Annotated in this window: 23 protein-coding genes, 1 tRNA gene and 3 pseudogenes; 11 read left to right on the forward strand and 16 right to left on the reverse strand. The window is 57.9% G+C overall.

Features of this window, described 5'->3' with window-relative positions:
- Positions 1–3: 3 nt before the first annotated feature.
- Positions 4–114, reverse strand: a pseudogene (locus BM160_RS23085) (SAM-dependent methyltransferase); the annotation flags it as partial.
- Positions 115–211: 97 nt separating this feature from the next.
- Positions 212–346, reverse strand: a pseudogene (locus tag BM160_RS23090) (SAM-dependent methyltransferase); the annotation flags it as partial.
- Between the two features lie 158 nt (positions 347–504).
- Here BM160_RS23090 and BM160_RS22850 point away from each other — a divergent pair.
- Positions 505–1,302 (forward strand): helix-turn-helix transcriptional regulator, encoded by a 798-nt coding sequence (locus BM160_RS22850; RefSeq protein ID WP_255368529.1) that lies wholly within the window; start codon positions 505–507, stop codon positions 1,300–1,302.
- A 140-nt stretch (positions 1,303–1,442) separates the two neighbouring features.
- Positions 1,443–2,003: a transcription elongation factor GreB gene (gene greB, locus BM160_RS01365; protein WP_091999179.1), complete on the forward strand. Its 561-nt coding sequence runs from the start codon at positions 1,443–1,445 to the stop codon at positions 2,001–2,003.
- On the opposite strand, the gene BM160_RS01370 is transcribed toward greB, so the two are convergent.
- The 4 genes from BM160_RS01370 to BM160_RS01385 all read right to left on the reverse strand — a co-directional run bounded on the left by BM160_RS01370 (position 2,004) and on the right by BM160_RS01385 (position 6,172).
- Complete coding sequence (locus tag BM160_RS01370; protein WP_091999181.1) at positions 2,004–4,250, reverse strand: RelA/SpoT family protein; 2,247 nt, start codon at positions 4,248–4,250, stop codon at positions 2,004–2,006.
- Between the two features lie 107 nt (positions 4,251–4,357).
- Positions 4,358–4,561 carry a DNA-directed RNA polymerase subunit omega gene (gene rpoZ / locus BM160_RS01375; RefSeq protein WP_091999183.1) on the reverse strand — a complete coding sequence of 68 codons (204 nt, stop codon included), beginning with the start codon at positions 4,559–4,561 and terminating at the stop codon, positions 4,358–4,360.
- 27 nt (positions 4,562–4,588) lie between these two features.
- Complete coding sequence (gene gmk, locus BM160_RS01380; RefSeq protein WP_091999185.1) at positions 4,589–5,209, reverse strand: guanylate kinase; 621 nt, start codon at positions 5,207–5,209, stop codon at positions 4,589–4,591.
- Positions 5,210–5,254: 45 nt separating this feature from the next.
- Positions 5,255–6,172, reverse strand: coding sequence for a YicC/YloC family endoribonuclease (locus BM160_RS01385; RefSeq protein WP_091999188.1), 918 nt, complete (start codon positions 6,170–6,172; stop codon positions 5,255–5,257).
- 70 nt (positions 6,173–6,242) lie between these two features.
- Here BM160_RS01385 and BM160_RS01390 point away from each other — a divergent pair, with 70 nt between their 5' ends.
- The 6 genes from BM160_RS01390 (at position 6,243) to BM160_RS01415 (ending at position 11,237) form a co-directional block, all read left to right on the forward strand.
- Positions 6,243–7,250, forward strand: a complete 1,008-nt coding sequence (locus tag BM160_RS01390; protein ID WP_091999191.1) for a serine/threonine protein kinase — start codon at positions 6,243–6,245, stop codon at positions 7,248–7,250.
- Entirely contained in the window at positions 7,247–8,152 is a 906-nt protein-coding gene (locus BM160_RS01395; RefSeq protein WP_091999193.1) for a PP2C family protein-serine/threonine phosphatase, read from the forward strand. The genes BM160_RS01390 and BM160_RS01395 overlap by 4 nt, the downstream gene beginning before the upstream one ends.
- 109 nt (positions 8,153–8,261) lie before the next feature.
- On the forward strand, positions 8,262–8,990 hold the full coding sequence (rph, locus tag BM160_RS01400) for a ribonuclease PH (RefSeq protein WP_091999196.1): 729 nt from the start codon (positions 8,262–8,264) through the stop codon (positions 8,988–8,990).
- A gap of 54 nt (positions 8,991–9,044) precedes the next feature.
- On the forward strand, positions 9,045–9,647 hold the full coding sequence (rdgB, locus tag BM160_RS01405) for an RdgB/HAM1 family non-canonical purine NTP pyrophosphatase (RefSeq protein WP_091999199.1): 603 nt from the start codon (positions 9,045–9,047) through the stop codon (positions 9,645–9,647).
- Positions 9,648–9,826: 179 nt separating this feature from the next.
- Positions 9,827–10,990, forward strand: coding sequence for a radical SAM family heme chaperone HemW (gene hemW, locus BM160_RS01410; RefSeq protein WP_255368549.1), 1,164 nt, complete (start codon positions 9,827–9,829; stop codon positions 10,988–10,990).
- Positions 10,991–11,003: 13 nt separating this feature from the next.
- On the forward strand, positions 11,004–11,237 hold the full coding sequence (locus BM160_RS01415; protein WP_255368532.1) for a hypothetical protein: 234 nt from the start codon (positions 11,004–11,006) through the stop codon (positions 11,235–11,237).
- 23 nt (positions 11,238–11,260) lie between these two features.
- Here the strand turns inward: BM160_RS01415 and BM160_RS23095 are convergent, their stop codons facing one another.
- A complete protein-coding gene (locus BM160_RS23095; protein WP_369821735.1) occupies positions 11,261–11,386 on the reverse strand; it encodes an I78 family peptidase inhibitor in 126 nt (41 codons plus the stop codon).
- The gene (locus tag BM160_RS01425) at positions 11,341–11,748 is read right to left on the reverse strand and encodes an HAD domain-containing protein (RefSeq protein ID WP_177218878.1); all 408 of its coding nucleotides are present in this window, start codon (positions 11,746–11,748) and stop codon (positions 11,341–11,343) included. The genes BM160_RS23095 and BM160_RS01425 overlap by 46 nt, the downstream gene beginning before the upstream one ends.
- A gap of 483 nt (positions 11,749–12,231) precedes the next feature.
- On the opposite strand from BM160_RS01425, the gene BM160_RS01430 reads away from it, so the two are divergent.
- Positions 12,232–12,660 carry a hypothetical protein gene (locus BM160_RS01430; RefSeq protein ID WP_218156567.1) on the forward strand — a complete coding sequence of 143 codons (429 nt, stop codon included), beginning with the start codon at positions 12,232–12,234 and terminating at the stop codon, positions 12,658–12,660.
- A 157-nt stretch (positions 12,661–12,817) separates the two neighbouring features.
- Here BM160_RS01430 and BM160_RS01435 read toward each other — a convergent pair whose 3' ends face one another.
- The 7 genes and pseudogenes from BM160_RS01435 to BM160_RS01465 all read right to left on the reverse strand — a co-directional run bounded on the left by BM160_RS01435 (position 12,818) and on the right by BM160_RS01465 (position 17,956).
- Positions 12,818–13,231, reverse strand: a complete 414-nt coding sequence (locus BM160_RS01435; RefSeq protein WP_143093155.1) for a hypothetical protein — start codon at positions 13,229–13,231, stop codon at positions 12,818–12,820.
- Between the two features lie 200 nt (positions 13,232–13,431).
- Entirely contained in the window at positions 13,432–13,716 is a 285-nt protein-coding gene (locus BM160_RS22490; RefSeq protein WP_177218879.1) for a hypothetical protein, read from the reverse strand.
- Positions 13,717–13,801: 85 nt separating this feature from the next.
- On the reverse strand, positions 13,802–15,172 hold the full coding sequence (locus tag BM160_RS01445) for a HipA domain-containing protein (RefSeq protein ID WP_091999211.1): 1,371 nt from the start codon (positions 15,170–15,172) through the stop codon (positions 13,802–13,804).
- Positions 15,169–15,582: a helix-turn-helix domain-containing protein gene (locus tag BM160_RS01450; RefSeq protein WP_091999213.1), complete on the reverse strand. Its 414-nt coding sequence runs from the start codon at positions 15,580–15,582 to the stop codon at positions 15,169–15,171. Before BM160_RS01450 ends, BM160_RS01445 begins: the two co-directional genes overlap by 4 nt.
- 593 nt (positions 15,583–16,175) lie before the next feature.
- Positions 16,176–16,553, reverse strand: coding sequence for a DUF6471 domain-containing protein (locus BM160_RS01455; RefSeq protein ID WP_091999215.1), 378 nt, complete (start codon positions 16,551–16,553; stop codon positions 16,176–16,178).
- Between the two features lie 591 nt (positions 16,554–17,144).
- Positions 17,145–17,596, reverse strand: a pseudogene (locus BM160_RS23100) (type I restriction-modification enzyme R subunit C-terminal domain-containing protein).
- 270 nt (positions 17,597–17,866) lie between these two features.
- Positions 17,867–17,956: transfer RNA gene (locus BM160_RS01465), tRNA-Ser, on the reverse strand.
- Between the two features lie 549 nt (positions 17,957–18,505).
- Between BM160_RS01465 and BM160_RS01470 the strand changes: the two genes are divergently transcribed.
- Together BM160_RS01470 and infA are read left to right on the forward strand one after the other, a co-directional pair.
- A complete protein-coding gene (locus BM160_RS01470; RefSeq protein WP_091999217.1) occupies positions 18,506–18,745 on the forward strand; it encodes a hypothetical protein in 240 nt (79 codons plus the stop codon).
- Positions 18,746–18,813: 68 nt separating this feature from the next.
- Positions 18,814–19,071: a translation initiation factor IF-1 gene (gene infA, locus BM160_RS01475; RefSeq protein ID WP_091999219.1), complete on the forward strand. Its 258-nt coding sequence runs from the start codon at positions 18,814–18,816 to the stop codon at positions 19,069–19,071.
- 124 nt (positions 19,072–19,195) lie between these two features.
- Here the strand turns inward: infA and BM160_RS01480 are convergent, their stop codons facing one another.
- Positions 19,196–19,552 (reverse strand): EF-hand domain-containing protein, encoded by a 357-nt coding sequence (locus tag BM160_RS01480; RefSeq protein WP_091999221.1) that lies wholly within the window; start codon positions 19,550–19,552, stop codon positions 19,196–19,198.
- Positions 19,553–19,835 lie beyond the last annotated feature (283 nt).

Consider the following 19,835-nt stretch of genomic DNA (forward strand, 5'->3'; position numbering starts at 1 on the left):
TCTTTAAGGACGGGCTTCATAAACCAGGTTGAATGGCGTTTCGGTGGCGCGCCGGAAATGCGTGAAACCGCCTTGCGTGACGACTTGGCGCATGCGCGCCTCGCCGGCCTGCGCGCATCTGGAAGACACCGGGGATCAAGGCCGGGCAGCCTTTTTCGGCAAGCGCAAAGGCCTGCTCTTCGGTCATCGAGAAGCGTTCGCTGCCAGGGTCGTAACAGACGTAAGCACTGGCAGACTGGGCCGACAGCCATTCGCGCAAATAGCGTGCATCGCCGTGCATGACGGCGCCGAAATCCTGCACGAACCGGCCCATGAATTCGTTGAGCTTCGCTTCATTGATGGCCATGCTGTCCTCCTTTTCTCTCCTCGTGAGCGCACTTGCACGGACTAGTGGGGCTACCTATACTGAAATCGAAAGGAAGGCCCACCACGGCATCCTGAAGCTGCCTGGGCCAATTGCCAATACGCAGCAATGCGTATGCCTTGCCGAACTGACGCCACGCCATGAACCACCTGACCCGAAATGATTACGCCGGTGCCTTGCGGCTGCTTGCGCGGGTTGAACGGCAGACGGGCGACGAAAGTCGCTTTGCCCACGCGGTGGTGCAGGCGCTACATGACTACGTGGCCGCCGAACTGACGACGCTGTCGGTTTGCGATTTGCAAACCGGCCATCGCCAAGTGGTTGGTCTGCCTGGCATGCGTCTGGGAAGCGACGAGATAGCCTGCTTCGATCAGCATTTTTTCGAGCACCCCCTGGTGCGCCACCATGGTTTTGACGGCGGCCTGCTGACGCGCCGCATCTCTGACTTGGTGAGTCGGCACGATTTTCAGCATAGCGCCCTGTATGCCGACTATTACCGCCGCATCGGGCTGGAATACGCGATTGCCATGCCGCTGTTCAAGGACAAACGCACGCTGGCCAGCGTGGTGCTGAACCGGCGCGGACTTGATTTTGACGAACACGACCGCGAGCGGCTAGATCTGTTGCGTCCGCATCTGGCCTTTTTGTACCGCCAGGCACATCAGGCCGTCGCTCCGCCTGCCGCTGACGCGCCGTCTTCGTACTGGCCGGTGGTGCTCGACATCAGCGCCTGCCGCCTGACGCAGCGCGAAACCGAGGTGATGCACTGGCTGGCTTGCGGCAAGACCGATGCCGATATTGCTGCGCTGCTGGCCATCAGCCCCCGCACCGTGCAAAAGCACCTGGAGCATGTCTATGTGAAGTTGGGCGTGGAAACCCGCACCGCGGCGGTGATGCGCGCGCTGGCCATTCACGATCACCCGATGGTGCAGGTCTAGCTGAGCGCTGAATACCCCCACGAGGTTCTGCTCAAGTTGGGTAACGACGCAGCGCGCATCCACGCTGGCGTGACGATGGCGTTTGCAGGAGGGCTATTGCTGTCATGGGCCGGCGCTCTGAATGCTATTCTGAGTCTTGTATGAACAAAGCCTTCACCAAAGAAACCGACTCCGAGGACGATGAGCCGGCGCTAGCCCCCTTGCCTCCAGGCGGGAAGAACTACATCACGCCTCAGGGTTATGCACGCTTGCGCGCGGAATTGCTGGATCTGATCGACAACGAACGCCCCAAGATGGTGGAAGTGGTTCATTGGGCGGCCAGCAATGGTGACCGCTCCGAAAATGGCGACTACCACTACGGTAAGAAGCGCTTGCGCGAGATTGACAGGCGCATACGGTTTTTGACCAAAAGACTGGAAATTGCCGAAATCAGCAGTCCATCCGTTCATCACGGCAGCGACCAGGTCTTTTTTGGCGCCACCGTCACTTATGCCGATGACAGTGGCGAGGAGCGTACCGTCACCATTCTGGGGGTCGATGAGGCCAACAGTGCTTTGGGGCAAATCAGTTGGGTATCTCCTGTCGCCAGAGCCCTGCTCAAATCACGGGTGGGTGATGAGGTCAACCTGGTCACACCGCAGGGCGTGCAATTGCTGGAGGTTTTGGCCGTGGACTATCCTGCACCGGAGGCGGCGGACTAGTTAGCTGGCCGACTTGATGCGCTGCACCCGCAGCACGGAAGGCGTTCTCTTGACGTTGCGCAGCGCTGCTGCCAGATGAATCCGATCACGTACGGCGACGCTAAATCGCAAATCAGCGGCATCGCGTGCCGGCTCGTTCCCCATGTCCACATGGGTGATGTCGGCTTCGGCGCTGGCCAGGGCCGCCGCGACACGTGCCAATACCCCTTTCCCGTTGGACACGGTCACCAGAAGATTGGTTTCAAAGGTACGTACGGGCTCTTCAGACCAGTCGACGGCAATGAAGCGCTCGCTGTCGCGTTGCTGTAAACGCTTGGCAACGGCGCAGTCATCGATATGCACCACCAGACCTTCTCCACGGCCCAGGTAGCCAATGATGCCGTCGCCTGGAATGGGGTGGCAACAGGGCGCAAACTGCACCGATGAGCCTTCGCTGCCATCGAGTAGCAGCGCGCCTTGCGAGACCGACTCATGCGGGGTGTAGCGCTCGCGACTCATGAGCAAGACATCGGGTTTTTCACCGCTCTCGGCAAGCAGGGTGACGATGCGTTTGGCAATCATGCTGGCAATACGCTTGCCCAGCCCGATGTCTGTCAGCAGTTCGGCGCGCGATCGGTTGCCGGTGAAGCGCAGGATCTTCTCCCAGGTGGCATGGTGCGCCTCGTCATCCTCCGAAAGGCGTTGCCGGTCTATGCCTTCGGCACGTAACGCCTGAGCCAGCATTTTTTCACCCAGTTCCTGCGATTCCGTGATCGCCATGGTCTTGAGGTAGTGGCGTATTTTTGAGCGCGCCTTGCCGGTTCGCACGAAACCCAGCCAGCCGGGATTTGGGTTGGAGCCGGCGGCCGTCATGATCTCGATCACATCGCCGTTATGCAGCTCGGAGCGCAAGGGAACCTGCTCGCCATTGACTTTGGCCGCTACCGCACGGTGGCCCACATCGCTATGGATGGCGTAGGCAAAGTCGACAATGGTGGCGCCGCGAGGCATGGCCATGATCTGGCTTTTGGGCGTGAAGACGTAAACGGCTTCCGGAAACAGATCGATCTTGACGTGATCCCAGAATTCGGCGGCATCACGCGTTTCCTGCTGGATATCCAGCAGCGACTGCAGCCATTTGGTTCCCAGTCGCTGCGAGGCGTCGCTGTTGGGATCCGTGGCCTTGTAAAGCCAGTGAGCGGCCACACCGGCTTCGGCGACCACATGCATGGCGTCGGTGCGCATCTGGAACTCGATATTGGTGCCGAACGGACCGACCAGGGTGGTGTGCAAGGACTGGTAGCCATTGACCTTGGGAATCGCAATATAGTCCTTGAACTTTCCCGGCAAGGGCTTGTAGAGCTGGTGCAAGACGCCAAGAGCACTGTAGCAAGCCGTCAGATCCTGCACGATGATCCGAAAGCCGTAGAGGTCGGTGACCTGTGCGAAAGACAGGTGCTTCTCGTCCATCTTGGAGTAAATGGAGTACAGCGTCTTCTCGCGTCCGTAAATGTGAACCGGAATGTGCGCGTTGGCAAAGGCGGACTCGACTTCGGATTGCACGCGTTTGATGACATCGCGGCGCCGGCCTCGCGCACGTACCAGGGCTTTGGTCAAGGTCGCGTAACGCCATGGGTGCAAGTGCTGGAAGGACAGGTCTTGCAGTTCCCGGTAGGTGGAGTTCAGGCCCAGGCGGTGTGCAATAGGGGCATAAATATCCAGGGTTTCCCGGGAAATTCGGTGCCACTTGCTGCGTGGCGCATTGCCCAGGGTGCGCATATTGTGGGTGCGATCCGCCAGCTTGATCAGAATCACGCGCACATCGCGCGCCATCGCCAGCAGCATTTTGCGGAAGGACTCGGCCTGATTTTCCTCCCGGGTATTGAACTCCAGCTTTTCCAGCTTGGTCAGGCCGTCGACCAATTCGGCCACCGGAGCACCAAATCGCTCAATCAGATCGGGCTTGGTGACGCCGCAGTCTTCCATCGCGTCGTGCAGCAGGGCGGCCATGAGCGCCTGGGCGTCAAGCTTCCATTCAGCGCACTGTTGCGCGACCGCAATGGGATGGGTGATATAGGGCTCGCCGCTGTTTCGCAACTGGCCCAAATGGGCCTGATCGGCGTAGCGGTAAGCCTGGCGGACATTCTCGATGTCAGCGGCGTTCAGGTAGTCCAGTTTGGCCGTGAGCGCAGCAAAACTGGCTGCTGCGGCATTGGCGGCGGCCGGGGTTGACTTGCTGGAAGTGGCAGGCGAAAGCAGTGCGCTCATACCTCAAATGTATCGCGGCATGAATAAGACGTGAAAAAAATGGATTTTACGGACCTGGAAATGAAAAAAGCACCGGATCAGGGTGCTTTTCAACGGAGCGGAGAGGGTCAGCCGGGTACTTTTTTCAGCATTTCCAGGCCGACTTTGCCTTCGGCAATTTCTCGCAGGGCGGTGACGCCGGGCTTGTTCTTGCTTTCAATCTTGGCGGCATGACCTTGGCTGAGCATGCGGGCACGGTAGGTGGCGGCCAAAACCAGCTGGAAGCGGTTAGGGATTTTTTCGAGGCAATCTTCGACGGTGATGCGGGCCATGGTGATTCTTTCGCTGTGGTCGGTAACTTAAGGAATATGAAGAGCCTCGAAAGTCTCGGCTCGGGCGCGTCGCTGGGCCGAAAACTTGAGCCGCTGGGCATGAACAATAGTTTTCAAGTCGAAAACTGCCCGCTCAAACAACTCGTTAATTATAACGAAATCGAAATTTTGGGCCTGCGCCATCTCGATAGCCGCATTTTTGAGCCGTACTTCTATGACTTCGGCCGTGTCTTCGCCGCGTCGCTGCAGGCGCGAGCGCAACTCTTCCCAGCTAGGGGGAAGTATGAAAATCAGCACGGCATTGGTAAAAATGCGCTTGACGTTGATGGCACCCTGGAAATCGATCTCCAGCACCACGTCGGCGCCGTGCGCCACCCGCTCTTCAATGGTATGGCGCGAGGTGCCGTAGCGGTGTCCGTGGACATGAGCCCACTCCAGAAAAGCATCCCGCTGCACCATGCCGTCGAACTCTTCGGGGGACAGGAAGAAATACTCCCGGCCATGCTTTTCTTGTCCACGTGGCGGCCGGGTGGTGTGTGAGACGGCGGGTTGAATCGCCGAGTCCAGCTCCATCAGAGCCTTCACCAGGCTGGACTTGCCGGCCCCGCTGGGGGCTGCGACGACAAATAGATTTCCGGGGTAGTCCATGTTTAAAAGGCGTTGTTTGCTATGAATTTTGAGGTGAGCAGGGCTTTACTCGATGTTTTGGACCTGTTCGCGAATTTGCTCGATCAGGACTTTCATGTCCACAGAGATGCGCGTCAGCTCCAGCGAGGTTGATTTTGAGCCCAAGGTGTTGGCTTCGCGGTGCAGTTCCTGGATCAGGAAGTCCAGGCGTTTGCCCAATTCGCCGCCGCTGGCGAGCAGTCGATCAATTTCGTCAAGATGCGAGGACAGGCGGGTGATCTCTTCCGCCACATCAATCCTGATGGCAAAGGCGGTGGCCTCCGTGAGTGCCCTATCCTGGGCAATTTCAGGCAGCGCCGTGCTGCTTCCCAGGGCCAGGGCCTCTTTCCAGCGCTCCAGGAAACGGGTTTTTTGTTGTTCAACCAGCTTGGGGACCATGGGCACCGCCAGGGCTGCCAATGCCCGCAGCTGCGCGGTGCGGTCCAGCAACATGTCGGCCAGGCGGGCGCCTTCTCGCTCGCGGGCTGCCATCAGGTCTTTCAGGGCCTTTTTAGCCAGCTTGAGCAGCTCTTCGCTGTGATCGTGCGGCTTTTTGTCTTCATTGGTGGCGATCCGCAGGACATCGGCCACGCTGAGCGCGCTGGCCTGCGGTAGCCAGGACTTGATGCTGTCCTCCAGGGAGCCCAGGCGCTGTAGCGTTGCCGCGGAGGGCGCGCGCAGGCTGCTGGCCGATGCGCTTTCAAGCGAAACCCGCACCTCCACCTTGCCGCGCTTGAGTTTGCCGGTCAGCAGTTCGCGCAGGGCCGGTTCGGCCTGCCGTAATTCGTCCGGCAGGCGAAAGGCCAGGTCCAGAAAGCGGCTGTTCACGGAACGTATTTCGACGCCCAGCCGGGAGTTGGCCTCCTGGCGCGGTTCAGTTTCTGGGGCCGACTGCGTCGTGCTGGATTGCACGGTCGCATAACCCGTCATGCTATAAACTGACATTAGCTAATACGCCTTCATACTAGAGAGAGAAAAACGATTTGGTGACGCGGTCACCAGTTCATTCCAAATTATGTCAAAGGTCAAGCCTGCACCATTGCCGCCCGACACCGTGATTGGTGGCTATCGTGTTGTGCGCAAGCTTTCGGCTGGCGGATTCGGTGTAGTTTACTTGGCTGTTGACAATGAAGGTCAGCAGGTTGCGATCAAGGAGTATTTGCCGTCTTCCCTGGCCAGCCGGCCGCCGGGAGAGTTGCTGCCGCAGGTGCAGCCGGAAAAGCTGTCGCTGTATCGCCTGGGCCTCAAGAGTTTTTTTGAAGAAGGCCGGTCACTTGCCCAGATCTCGCATGGCTCGGTGGTGAGCGTGCTGAATTTTTTCCGCGAGAACGAAACCGTCTACATGGTGATGAACTATCTGGAGGGTGGGACCCTGCAGGACTTCATCATCACGGCGCGTGAGCTGAAAAAACAAAAAGTTTTTCGTGAATCGACCATTCGCTCGCTGTTTGACGAGATTTTGCGCGGGCTGCGCATAGTGCATCAGCACAAAATGCTGCATCTGGACATCAAGCCCGCCAACATTTTCGTCACCGACGACAACCGGGCTGTGATGATCGACTTTGGCGCGGCGCGGGAGGTCTTGAGCAAAGAGGGTAACTTCATACGGCCCATGTACACGCCCGGTTTTGCCGCACCCGAGATGTACCGGCGTGACTCTTCCATGGGCCCGTGGACCGATATTTACGCGATTGGCGCCTGTATTTACGCCACCATGCAGGGCTATCCGCCCAACGATGCGCCGCAGCGGCTGGAGAAGGATCGGCTGTCGCTGGCGCTGTCCCGGCTGCGCGGCGTTTACTCCGACAACCTGATTGAAGTCGTCGAGTGGTGCATGTCGCTGGATCCGCTGTCGCGGCCGCAATCGGTGTTTGCCTTGCAAAAGGAGTTGAGCCGGGAGAGTGAGCGGCGCTACACCAAACTTACCGTGAGTGAAAAGGTCCGCCTGCAGTTTGACAGCATCGTGTCTGACACCAAGAAAACTGCGCGCAAGGCGACGGCTTACGCAACCCGGTTCAAATGAAATTTTCAGTTTTTCAGGTGAGTAGAAAAGGCGGTCGGGAGAAGAACGAAGACCGTATGGGTTACTGCTACACGCGCGAGTCTGGCCTGTTTGTGCTGGCCGACGGCATGGGCGGGCACCCGGAAGGCGAAGTGGCGGCGCAACTGGCGCTGCAGACGGTTTCCGCGCTCTACCAGAAAGAGGCCAGGCCTCTAGTTCATAATCCGGCCGAATTTCTGCCTGCTGCGCTGCTGGCGGCGCATCACCGCATCCTTCGCTATGCCACCGAAAAAGGCATGCTGGACACGCCGCGCACCACCTTGGTGGCGGCTATTTTGCAAGACACAGGAGCGGCCTGGGTGCATTGCGGCGACTCTCGCCTGTATGTTGTCAGAGATGGCGAGCTGCTGACGCGCACCCGGGACCACTCCTATCTTGAGCAGCAGGGCAGGGGCGGCATCAAGCCCCCCGTACACATCAACCGCAACATCCTGTTTACCTGCCTGGGTTCGCCCACCAAGCCCATTTTTGATTTGACCGGTTGCCTGACGCTGCAGCAGGGCGATAAGCTGCTGCTGTGCTCGGACGGTCTGTGGGGAAGCCTCAGCGATGCTGAAATCGTCCGGCATCTGGCCAGCAAAAGTGTTTCCGAGGCGATTCCCGACATGGTCGAGCATGCGCTGCGCGTTGGTGGCGAGCGCAGTGACAATGTGACGGTGCTGGCCATGGAGTGGGAAACTCCGGATGCCTTTGAATCGACCCGAGGCGTGTCTACCGACAGCATCATGGACGGGGTATTTGCCTCCACCATTCAGTCTGGCGTGCTAGACGGGCTGGTCGATGATCTTGATGAGGCGACGATAGAGCGATCCATCGCCGAAATCAACGAAGCCATACGCCGTTCGGCCGCCAGAAAAACCTGACATCTCGCAGCCTCCCGCTTGGGTGGTTTGCGCCTGCCGGAACGTTTGTTCATTCTTCCATCTTTCCTTTTTTACTGGACCGGCAGCCTTTGCCAGAAAGCCATTCATCATGAGTCAGTTTTCCCGAGAGGGCGCGCGTGCTGCCGATGCCTTGCGCCCGGTGCGCATCACCCGTCACTACACCGTTCATGCAGAGGGTTCGGTGCTGGTGGAGTTCGGCGCTACCAAGGTGCTGTGCACCGCCTCGGTCGAAGAGAAAGTGCCGGGCCATAAAAAAGGCAGCGGGGAAGGCTGGGTCACGGCCGAATACGGCATGCTGCCGCGTGCCACGCATACGCGTAACGACCGCGAAGCCGCTCGCGGCAAGCAAAGTGGCCGTACCCAGGAAATCCAGCGTCTGATAGGCCGCTCGCTGCGCTCGGTGTTCGACTTGAAGAAGCTGGGTGAGCGCACTATTTACCTGGATTGCGATGTGATTCAGGCCGACGGCGGCACACGGACCGCCAGCATCACCGGCGCTTTTGTCGCTGCGCAGGATGCCGTCAATCAACTGCTGGCCGCGGGCAAACTCCAGGAAACGCCGATAATTGACCATGTTGCCGCCGTCTCGGTGGGCATTGTGCAGGGCACGCCTTTGCTGGACTTAGAGTACACCGAAGACTCTGCCTGTGACACCGACATGAATGTGGTCATGACAGGCGCCGGCCATTATGTTGAGGTGCAGGGGACGGCCGAAGGCGCTGCTTTTTCGCGCCAGGAAATGGATGCGCTGCTGACCTTGGCCGAAAAAGGGATTGCCGAGCTGGTGAGCCTGCAAAAACAATCACTATCAAATTAATAGCTTCGCTCGCTCATCTGGTATGGGCTGGAGCCATATTCCATTGCTAACTTTATGAAAATCGTTCTGGCCTCGAATAATCAGGGCAAACTCGCCGAATTGAAGGCCATGCTGGCCCCTCTGGGTGTGCAATTGCTGCGCCAGGCGGAGCTGGGCATTCCCGAGGCGGCAGAGCCTTTTCGCACCTTTGTGGAAAATGCGCTTGCCAAGGCCCGCCATGCCTCAGCGCTCAGCGGCCTGCCGGCATTGGCCGACGATGCCGGCTTGTGTGTCGAGGCTTTTGGCGGCTTGCCGGGCGTGGATACCGCGTTTTATGCCGTGCAGTTTGGCTATGCCAAGGGCGATGCCAACAACGTCAAGGCCTTGCTCGCCCAGATGGCGGGCATCACCGACAGGCGGGCGGCGTTGGTCAGTACCTTGGTCGCCGTGCGTTCGGCCGAAGATCCCGAACCCCTGATTGCCTGCGGCCGGGTTGCCGGTGAAGTCGCGCTGGAGCCCATGGGCAGCAACGGCTTTGGCTTCGATCCGGTGATGTTTATTCCCGAGTTCGGCCAGACCTTTGCGCAGTTGCCAGTAGAAGTAAAAAACGCCAACAGCCACCGCGGCAAAGCCACGCGCCAGATGATGGCATTGATGCGCGAGCGCTGGATAACATGATTCACCCCGTGGCTTTGCACACTTCGTGTCGTAGCCTCCCCTTCAAGGGGCGACACCTGCGGCCCGGCGAAGCCGGTTCCGCGGTGTCCGCTGGCCGGGTGTTGCGACTGAGGCAAAGCCTTGTCCCTGTTCCATGCATTCATTGACATGAGCCTATCGTGAAAGACATACAACATTACATGCGCAGCGGCACGCTGCAGTTGGCGGCGCTACCGCCGCTGTCGCTCTATGTGCACCTGCCCTGGTGTTTGAAGAAATGCCCTTATTGTGATTTCAATTCGCATGAGGTGTCGGGCGAGATGCCCGAGCAGCGCTACATAGACTCCGTGATCGCCGATCTGGAGGCCTCCTTGCCGCTGATCTGGGGCCGGCCGGTGCACAGTATCTTTATTGGAGGTGGCACGCCCAGCCTGTTTTCGCCGCAAGCTATTGACCGTCTGCTCGGCGATATACGCGCACGGCTGAAGTTGGATGCCGACTGCGAAATCACGCTGGAAGCCAACCCCGGTACTTTTGAAAAAGACCGCTTCAAGGCCTTTCGTAGCGCCGGCGTGACACGACTTTCCGTGGGCGTGCAGAGCTTTGACGATGCCCATCTCAAGGTGCTGGGCCGCGTCCATGATAGGGCCCAGGCGATTGCCGCCGTTGAAGAGGCGGCGCAGGCCTTTGATACCTTCAACCTCGACATCATGTATGCACTGCCCGGCCAGACCCTGGAGAATCAGGCGCAGGACATGCGGCAGGCGCTGGCTTTGCAGCCGCCGCACATTTCGATTTACCACCTGACGATAGAGGCCAACACCTATTTCGCCAAATTCCCGCCGGTGATTCCCGAGGAAGACATGGCCTATGCCATGCTCGACCAGATCACCGAAATGACCGAGGCCGCCGGACTGGGGCGTTATGAGGTGTCGGCTTATGCCAAACCCGGCCATCGCTGCTTTCACAACCTCAATTACTGGCAGTTTGGAGACTATCTGGGCATAGGCGCAGGCGCACACAGCAAGCTGAGCTTTGCGCACCGGGTGGTTCGCCAAGTAAGGTTTCGCGAACCCAAGCTCTATATGGGAAAGGCCCTGGCCGGCGCTGCCGTGACGCAGGAAACTGAGGTGAGCCGCGCCGATCTGCCCTTTGAATTCATGCTCAATGCATTGCGCTTGCGTGAAGGTTTCAAGCTGCAGGACTTTGCCGAGAAGACCGGATTGCCCTTTACCGCGATTCAAAAGGGCCTGGACGAGGCCGAGCGCAAGGGGCTGATTGAGCGCGACTTCGTACGTGTCAAGCCGACTGAGCGTGGTTTTGATTTTTTGAACGACTTGCAGTCACTGTTTTTGGCCGAGTAGGCCGCAACCCGACATGATGGAAACTTCGAGCATTATTCTTCTGGTGGTCAGCAGCGCGATCAGCTTCGGGCTGGGACGAATTTTTGTCCATTTTCGGGATAAAAAGCGCGCCCGAAAGGCGCAAGAGCGTGCCGCTCAAGCCTTGCGCGAGCGGCCGGTCGAGGCGGAGTCCAGAAACAAGAGCAAGCGCAAACGTCAGCTGCAGCAGCTAGAGAAAGATGGTGTGGGCCAAAAGCAGAAGCGTTAAGCCGTTTTCGGCGAATCGCAGGCTCAGCCGCAGTTAACGCGTGTCACCCGACCCGTTTGATCGACGGCGAGATTCAAGCGTTCTGTGTTGAACTCCAGGGTCATCACCTGGTTAGGGCGCAGTACCCGTACCGTCTTTGCGCCAGCCATTTCCGAGGCCGCCTCCGCAGGACGTCCTCATACACCTGCTGTCCCCTGGCCAAGCCCGTAAACTCATCGTCATTCATGTGACGCGAGTGGAAGGTGGCCCCAATAACACGAGCCTGCAACGATGGCGGGAGTCGCTTTGCTGTGTTGGCCATTCCATACCGACGCACCCAGGACGTGCTTAATACGATTTTTACGTGCGGGTACGGCTCCAGCAGCCGCTCAAGCAACTCGCTGTGCTGAAAAAGCGAGTATCTCCCGGGAGCACACAAATACGCACCCCGTTTCGGGTGCCACAAACAGTTTTCGTGATGGAGAACACCATCGAAATCGAGGTACAGCACAAGTTCGTTCGTGCCTTTCACTTCTGCCTATCCATTTCTTGATGTCAGCACCAGCATCGACGATATCCACGCTGCGGCTGGCGCGCACCAGGGCGTCCCGGGCGCATCCCAAATCTGTTCATGGAATCATTTTCCATGAGCCACTGTACTCGCCACCTTTGAATAAAACCAGAGCTTCTGGCTGTCGTTCTGCGTGGCAGTAGCTGCTGACGATGCCGTGAAAATTCGAAGGCATTCACATCCGGAATTTAGTTCACTGACCTGTTTGTTACCTCGAAATGACGATTATGGGAACTGGTCGGCCCCAGAAAAAAAAGCTAGTCTGCATGCAGGGCATTCGTCCCGTTTGATTTGAGTTGTCGACCTGTGCTCTTGCCGGTAGCTTGGCAAGGCAGGCCTATTTATGAGAGAACATAAATAGGTGACGCTACCCGATTGAAGCTGGGGAGGTTTTCAGGGAAAGCGCTTACTCTGAGGCGACGTAAAACCTGCGAATTTGGCAAAATGGTCAGCCTACTTGGCTTGGACCTGCAATTTGAGCCGGGGCCGGCGGGTAGCGGAGACCAACACAACATGTTCAACAGCCCCCCGCCCCTCAATCCAAACAACTCGGACAATCCTGATTTTTCTTCCGTCGAAGAGAGCTTGCAACTTCTTAGCGCGGCCACTGATGAGTTTCAGGGAAAGGCCGAACAGGTAAACAACCAGGACCTTGACCGCCAGGATGATGACAACCCCGAGCCCACGCCCCTGGGCGAAGAAGCTGTCCGGGCTGCAGAGCTTCAGGACAAGGTCGAGGCTTTGCAGAAAAAACTGCTCAACGCTCCCCCCACCAGCGAAGAAGCGTTGTCCGACTTGGCGGAGGATGTAAAAGAGCTATTCCGAACCGCTGGGGACATTGGAATTAACGTACTCCCAGGTGCCGAGCTTTAGCCCGAGTTGACAGAACGACTGCCCGGCCTTAAATCCGCAGGGCTAAGCGACCGCAACGACCACTTGAGATGGAAAAGGCCATCCTTTAAAGAATGGCCTTTATGGCCTAGGGGAAACCCCCGCCAGAACGCAACTGGCGGGGGTCTCCCCTCCTTGACTAGCAGTTCACGTAATACAGTGGGTTTTGCATACCGCGGTCCTTCAGAACGCTTCCCAAGTCCACCCCGACCATATCTACGTACTCAGGGGCGGGTTCCGCCGTAAAGCGCCAAGTTGGTTTGCCAGTAGTTGGGACCACCTTTTCATCCTGCTGCCACTGCGGGTTCTTGTAAATCCGAATGACGGCGCCGCCGACGCGGCAAGCCACCAGCTTAGGCATGCGGCGGTCGGGGCGACCCGTCCAGGCGCGGCCAAAACGGCGGTCGAGCTCCGCCGCGCTGATGTCCCCGGCAACGGTCGCCTCCCGGAAAGACTTGGTGCAGTCGAGTACCAACATGGAATCGTCGCTTTTAAGACCAAGCAGGCGTGCGACGGTTGAGCGCCTGATGGTGGGTGCTGCATGCATTGACATGTGTGCTCCTTAAAATTGCGGGAGGGCCGATTGGTTACGGTCTTCAACGCTGCCACTGAACGGCAGTGGCAGTGGCGCCAGTTCGGCAGAAAAACCCGCCGAACCTTTAATTTTACGTTGCAATCGTGAGTTTGTGTACTCGGTACGGCATCTGCAGATATCGGCCAAAAGGCGACAAAACTTGAGGGCGCTGACCACGCTCACCGTGACTGGCGCACCGCCGCAGGCGTTTCCAGCGCAACTGCGTCAATGGCAGGAAGAATTTGAAAACTGCCATTGAAGCGCTGACGCCGTGAATGACCTCGGGTGCCGCTGGCTACCTGCTGATGCAGAAAGCCAGCCAGGTCGCCGCGCAACTGCTCGTCGGTGAGCTGGTCACCATACGTAGCCTGGGCTTCGGCCACATGGGTGCCCGATGCCACCCGCTTGTCCAGCTCGGCAATCATTTCCAGCCGTGCCCGGAACAGCCGGGTGCTCAGTGGCACAGGCGCCTTGGGCCCAAGCCGAAGTTCGCCTCACCTCTAAGGGAACGTTCGCGAGGCTTCGACAAAGAGCCAGTAGGTATGGCGTCTACAGGAATTCGGCCTTGATGCGCACAGCTTCTTGGGCGACGAGCTCCAACGCGGTTGACCGCTGCGTCACGTACGCCTGGAGTTTCTGGGCAAAGAGCCGCTCCTCAAGCTGATAGGGGCCAGTGTCCGCCAGGCGCGCGGCATGTTTTCGAACACCGTCGGCCAGGCGCTTGGCTTCTCTGTGAAGCAGCTTGCGGTCGATTTCGCATCGGGTCGCGAAATCAGCCAAAGCAAAGCCTTTGACCTGGTGGATGTCGAACACATCGCCGAAGGCCATGGCCAACTCGTGGGAGACCTGCGGGTATTGCACCACGCTCACGAGGTCGTACCACGGTGCGCTTGAGAGGCCTTCCTCGCTGACGAAGAACGAGTAGTTTTTGCCGTGCGCGTCGCAGTTGCCAATCACCAGCTGAAACAGCGCCCAGCGCAGCATGACCAGCTTTTCGGCCGCCTTGAGGTGGACATTGGCCACCTGCGAAAACAGCGATGCGAAGCTAGTGCCGTCCCGGTACTGGGCCGCCGCGCCAGTGCTGCCCACGTTTCGCTCGTACTTGTAGCTCACGGGAACGTCACATGCCTGGCACAGGTCGATGACATGCAGCCGCTCCACCGCAGCATGGCCGCTCGCCAGGGTCCCGAGCACTTGCCGGTCAAAGCGCTTGACGGCCAGCACGGGGCGGGGCGTGCGCAGGATGGCCACCTCGGCCACGGGAAGCCCCATGGCCATGGCCAGTGACATGCAGTAATGCTCGTTGACCACCATGTGGGGGAAGCCAGTGCCCTCGGGCTGAGGCTTGAGGATGTGAGTCGAGGCCAGCGGGTAGTCAGGCAGGAACATCGGCGCGCCCCGGGCGACGTCAGCCGCATCGCCATCTATGTACACGAGCAGCTTGTCCTGGTAGCCGGCCACCGACATGCGCACTTTGCCATCCCAGATGACAAAAGGCTCCTTGTCCCGGTCCGCAATGCGAATGTCCAGCTCAGCCAGGCTCACTTGGCGAAGTTCATTGGGCGGCTGCTCGATGGTGCCGTCAACCCCGTCAGGCAAGAACCTGAAAGCGCCAGTCGTTTCCGCCCCGAGCTCATGGATGAGCCCATAGATGTTGGTCTTAGCGACCCCCTTGGCAGACGCCGCGATGTCTAGGGCCCGCCCTTCAGGCAACAAGTTCTCGATGAAGCGACGCACCGACTTAGAGTTGTAGCCACCCTCCGGGCGCTGCACGGGCAGCACCGGCGACAGTCCGAAGGCTTGCGGACTGTCACACCAGGCGGGTGAGTAGGCTAGGCTCCAGTCATCGGCCAGCGCGTCATAACTGAGGTCGGCAACATGCTGGTCTTGGCGCCACAACGCCAGGCGATGCGCCGTCACAGCACATCTCCAGGCGTCATTACCGCTTTGCCGGCCACAGGCTCTTGGGAGGGAGCCGGCGTCAGCACCCGGTCGAGAGGCAGCTTGCGCAAGTAGGCGTGTCCCTTTGGGGCCACGAGCAAGGTCAACCCCAGTCCATCAAGGACAGACATTAGCTTGTCCAGCCGGACACTGCCCGAGCCGTTTTCGAGTCGGGACATCAAGTCCACGGACACCCCGCTGAGTGCAGCAGCGTCATCAATGCGCAAACTCTGTTTATTGCGGTGCGCGCGGACTTGGTTGCCAATGACAGTGGCCGAACTCACTACCTGGACCGCTGGCACCTCGAGCAACACAGCCTGGCGCGCGGCCGCCCGATGGCGAGAAGACTTCCGGTCAGTGGCAGTTTGCTTGCGGGGAGATTGCTCCATGTTTCGGACTTTCAGAAATTACATGTAAAACCTCTGCTGAGATATTAGCATTTATTGTTTTCCGAAATTATGTTATTTTCTCGGACTAATGCCAACGCCATTTCTTAAAATCCGAAATTACTCAATCAGCCCCGTTTTGCATCGTGCAGACGCAGCGCGCCAATGCGGCTGCCGGCCTACACATTCTTCCATTGCTGACATCCAATTGCACTGCTGGCCAACTGAAAACCGCGTTTGACCGCCATTTTCCAGCGCTTTCAAACCGCCGCTAACACCAAGGGGCGATTGCTGCTGGCATCACAGGCTCGCCAGTTTGTTACCTCGAAATGATGATTCTGGGAACTTGTCGGCCCCAGAGAAAAAGGCTAGTCTGCATGCAGTGCATCTGGCCCGTTTGATTTGAGTTTTCGACTTGTGCTCTTGCCGGTAGCTGGCTGGGCAGGCCTATTTATGAGAGGACATAAATAGGTGACGCGATGCAATCAAAGGCTTTGAATCGGCAACCATCCAGTCTGGCACCGCCCTGCGTCACGGGCAACCACAGGCATTCAGTCAACACCCGTCTTCACCAACTGTCGCGCAATACTGGACGACTACTCCAATGCCTTGAGGCATGCCAAGTGGAAGGCTGCTGAGAACTTCTTGCGGTTCACCTTGCGATTGAGCCGGTCCGGCGTTTCGTGGATGGCGTGCCGGTCATAAGCCGCCAAGGCTGCGACGACCGAGTTGCTGCCCTTGTGCGGGTCGGCGCGCTTGCGCCACCCTGTTAGGGTCCCGTCGTCGGAATGACACTTCGATACGACCGTATCGACAACTTCTGGTTTGTACTGCGTCACGAGCTTGAGCATGTCCTTAGGAGCGACGGCAAGGAAGGATTGATTCTTGACGTTGGTGTTGGGGAAGATGACGGCTCTCTTCCCAGCAGCGAAGTTGTCGCGAATAAAGCAGCAGCGGAGTTCTGCACTCCACAAGCGGAACTCGCTCAGTTCATCTCTAAGTTTTCTCCGTACTTCTCAGAGGAGCGTGTCTTGGCGTTCTCCCGGAGCGTGCAAGTCCATCCAGGTTTGGTAGTCGGCCAACTCCAACGCAAACTGAACCGGCACGACTTCTTGCGCAAGTACCAAGTCAAGATTCGTCACTGTATGTTGAGTACTACTGTTACCGATGGCTGGGGCATTCAGGCTGTAGTGCAAGGAGTACGAAGTCGAGATTTCACATGATACCGGTTGAGTCCAGCGGAGGACCGCTTTAAAACCAAAGCGCAAACGACTCTCGCCGGCCCCGAGAAACCAGCGGCATTCAGAAATATCTGATGATGAACGCTACCGGGCTGAACCCCGGCGCCGAACGGCTGCACCTGGCCGTTTGGGGGCCTAGCCTACATGGTCGACAGACGCGAGGATTTGGAGGAGACCCTCAGTGCGGCGGAGGTTGTACGACTCCCGACCTTAAAAAAGCTAGGGCCTGTAGGTGGTGACGTGTTGCACTCTGCTGTTTGGCGGTCACTGGAATCCATGGATTCTGGGGCAGACATTGGTGCGGGAACGACGCATATATAGCCCTCAAGCCACTGCCCGCGCCCTAATCTCGTCCAGCACCCGCACCATCTCCGTCACCCTTGCGGGCAAAAACAATGCCTCCGGCCCCTGCTGGCTGATGTCGGTAAACGGCGACTCATACAGCCGTGCCGCGTCCATCACGCCGTTTTCAGTCAGGTACTGAACAATGAGGTCTATGAACTCCAGCTGGCTGGCCGTGGCAGTCGTGACCACCACGAACTGACTGAACGCCTGCTTGGCTGTCTCCGGGTGGAGCGTATGAAGATGCCCAAGCCGTGGCTTTGCTCAGTGGCTTGCTGGATGAAATCGACCGTCCCCCCGGCCTGCACCAGCATTCGCCCCAGCTCTTCCAGGTCGGATGGTGTCAGTGGCTGGTTGCGGCGCAAGCGTTGCAGGGACAGATGAGCATGCGTGCTGTTCCTGTCAGTAGTTGCGCGCAATGGTAACAAGCCCAAGCCCCGATGTCGCTAGGACAAAGCCCACAGTGCGTTGGGCCACATACGTGATAGGGTCGGACAAAAAAGAAGCCCAGTCGATTTTGAATCGGTGAGCTTAGATGGTTTGTTCTGAAATCAGCCTGCCGACGGCTGAGCGTCGCATTGAATTCCTAGCACAAAGTTGCAATAAAGCAAAATGTGGCCTATCGGCAGATAAAGCATAAGCTGGCCAAATGGCCACTTTATGCTTAACGGCACAGCAATATTCCCGTATAGATCAGGTTAAATTGGCGGAAGCGGTGAGATTCGAACTCACGGAGGACTCGCATCCTCGGCAGTTTTCAAGACTGCTGCATTCAACCGCTCTGCCACGCTTCCAAGCCCGCTAGTTTAACCGCAGGGTTGGCCGGCTTTTGGTTGGAGTGGCAAAAAATAGACGCTTATGGCGTCTGTAGCAAGTATTCGATTTGTTTGAAAGCCCATCTGCCATGCCTTTTGGCTTGGTGCGTCAGGCAGTGCGCAGAAGCCAGGGAGACGTGCCGTCGCAGAGGCATGGGCAGCGACCATCTTTGGGCTAAACGTTGGCGAAGAAAGTGGTATTTGGCTTGCGCGGTTATAATAGTGGGTTCGGTAACGCATCAGCGTTTTTCATTGAAGCTATCTATCTTTTGCTTCTTTCTCAAATGCGGCGCTTCTCAGAGCCCGAATTCACAGCGCTTTGGCAGTGCTTTCAGTGCCCACCCAGCCCTGAACCCTCTCAGCACTGTTCCATTTCCTGGCGAGCACTTCCCCCAACGGTGCCCACTTATGGCTCAATCCGCCCAGCGTTCAAACGCTTGACGGGTAGAAACCGAACACCCGTTGGCTTGCTCGCAAGCTGTTTACCCCTATATATAAAGCCGGGAAGAATATCCGGCACAGAATTTTATGAACATCAATGACACCAAATTAACGGTAGGCAAATACCTTGTCTCGCCGTTAGCCAAGCAGCAGGGCGAAGGTCGCTATGCTGCTTCGGTCTCGATTCGCTCTGGTCAGGGCAGTGGCACGCACGATCGTGTGTTGCGTTTTAGCGAAATTTTTGACAGCGCGGCCGCTGCCGTACATTACGCTACCGAACATGCACGGGGCTGGATTCGCGAACGCTCAATTTTGGCTTGCGTCTGAATCGTCGCTGAGCTGGCCCCTTGGGCTGGCATATACCGAATAATTTTTAATTCTCTAGGAGTTACATCATGGCCAAAGAAGAACTTATTGAAATGCACGGGCTGGTAGACGAAGTTTTGCCTGACTCGCGTTTTCGCGTCACGCTCGACAACGGCCACAAGCTCGTGGCATATACCTCGGGCAAGATGCGTAAAAACCATATCCGCATTTTGGCGGGTGATCAGGTATCGCTCGAGCTGTCGCCTTATGACCTGAGCAAGGGACGCATTACTTTCCGCCACATTGCTGGCCGTGGACCAGGCCCTGCTCCGCGACAGCCGCGCTAAGCCACGCCCTGTAAGGGGCGCATAGGCGGGCCGCTTGTCTGATGACGACCGGCGTTCCAAAACATTTGCCCATCAGGCCTGTGGCCTGCACTGCCGGAATTGCCGGCTATTCGGCGTTAAACGCCTATTGACTTGATGGTTGTTTGACGCCATTCATGGCGTTCTCAAACTCCTCGCGCGACAGCAAATCGTCCTTGTTGCTGTCGGCCCGGTCAAAGTATTTGGCCACGCCGCGAAATCCCGCAGCTTCGTTTCGGCTTATGGCACCGTCATGATTGGCGTCCATAAAGTTGAATGCCTGTTCCAGCTCCTTGGCGCTGTATTTAGGCGCTGCAGCGACTGGCGCAGAGGCCGGTGGCACCGGTTGGGCCTGTGCACTCATGGCGAGTAGGGTCGCCACCATTGCGAATACAAGCACCAGTGCGCGGCTTGATTGGGCATGAAGGCGGTAAGTGGTCGGTATTGCCGTCGTAAAAGTCATCGTTGTTTTTGAAGAAAAAATGGAGCGGGATCGGCGTTAAGTGCTTGCTCGCACTTTAACGCCAGCGTTTGCAGCTCGTTCTCGGGGCTGTTGTGACGCATTTTTGAAATCCCGTCCGCTGCGCTTATTGCCGCGGTCGGTGCTGAGAGGCATGAACTCTACGAGCATGGCCCATCTCAAACACCTGAAGACGCGCATTCGGGTAGCCGATGGCCCGGCTATGGGGCGATTTGCAGGCCTTTTTGCCGGCCACAATCATTGTTCATGAACTTTTTGAGGCTTC

The organism is Polaromonas sp. OV174 (genome assembly GCF_900112285.1).
Classification (GTDB): domain Bacteria; phylum Pseudomonadota; class Gammaproteobacteria; order Burkholderiales; family Burkholderiaceae_C; genus Polaromonas.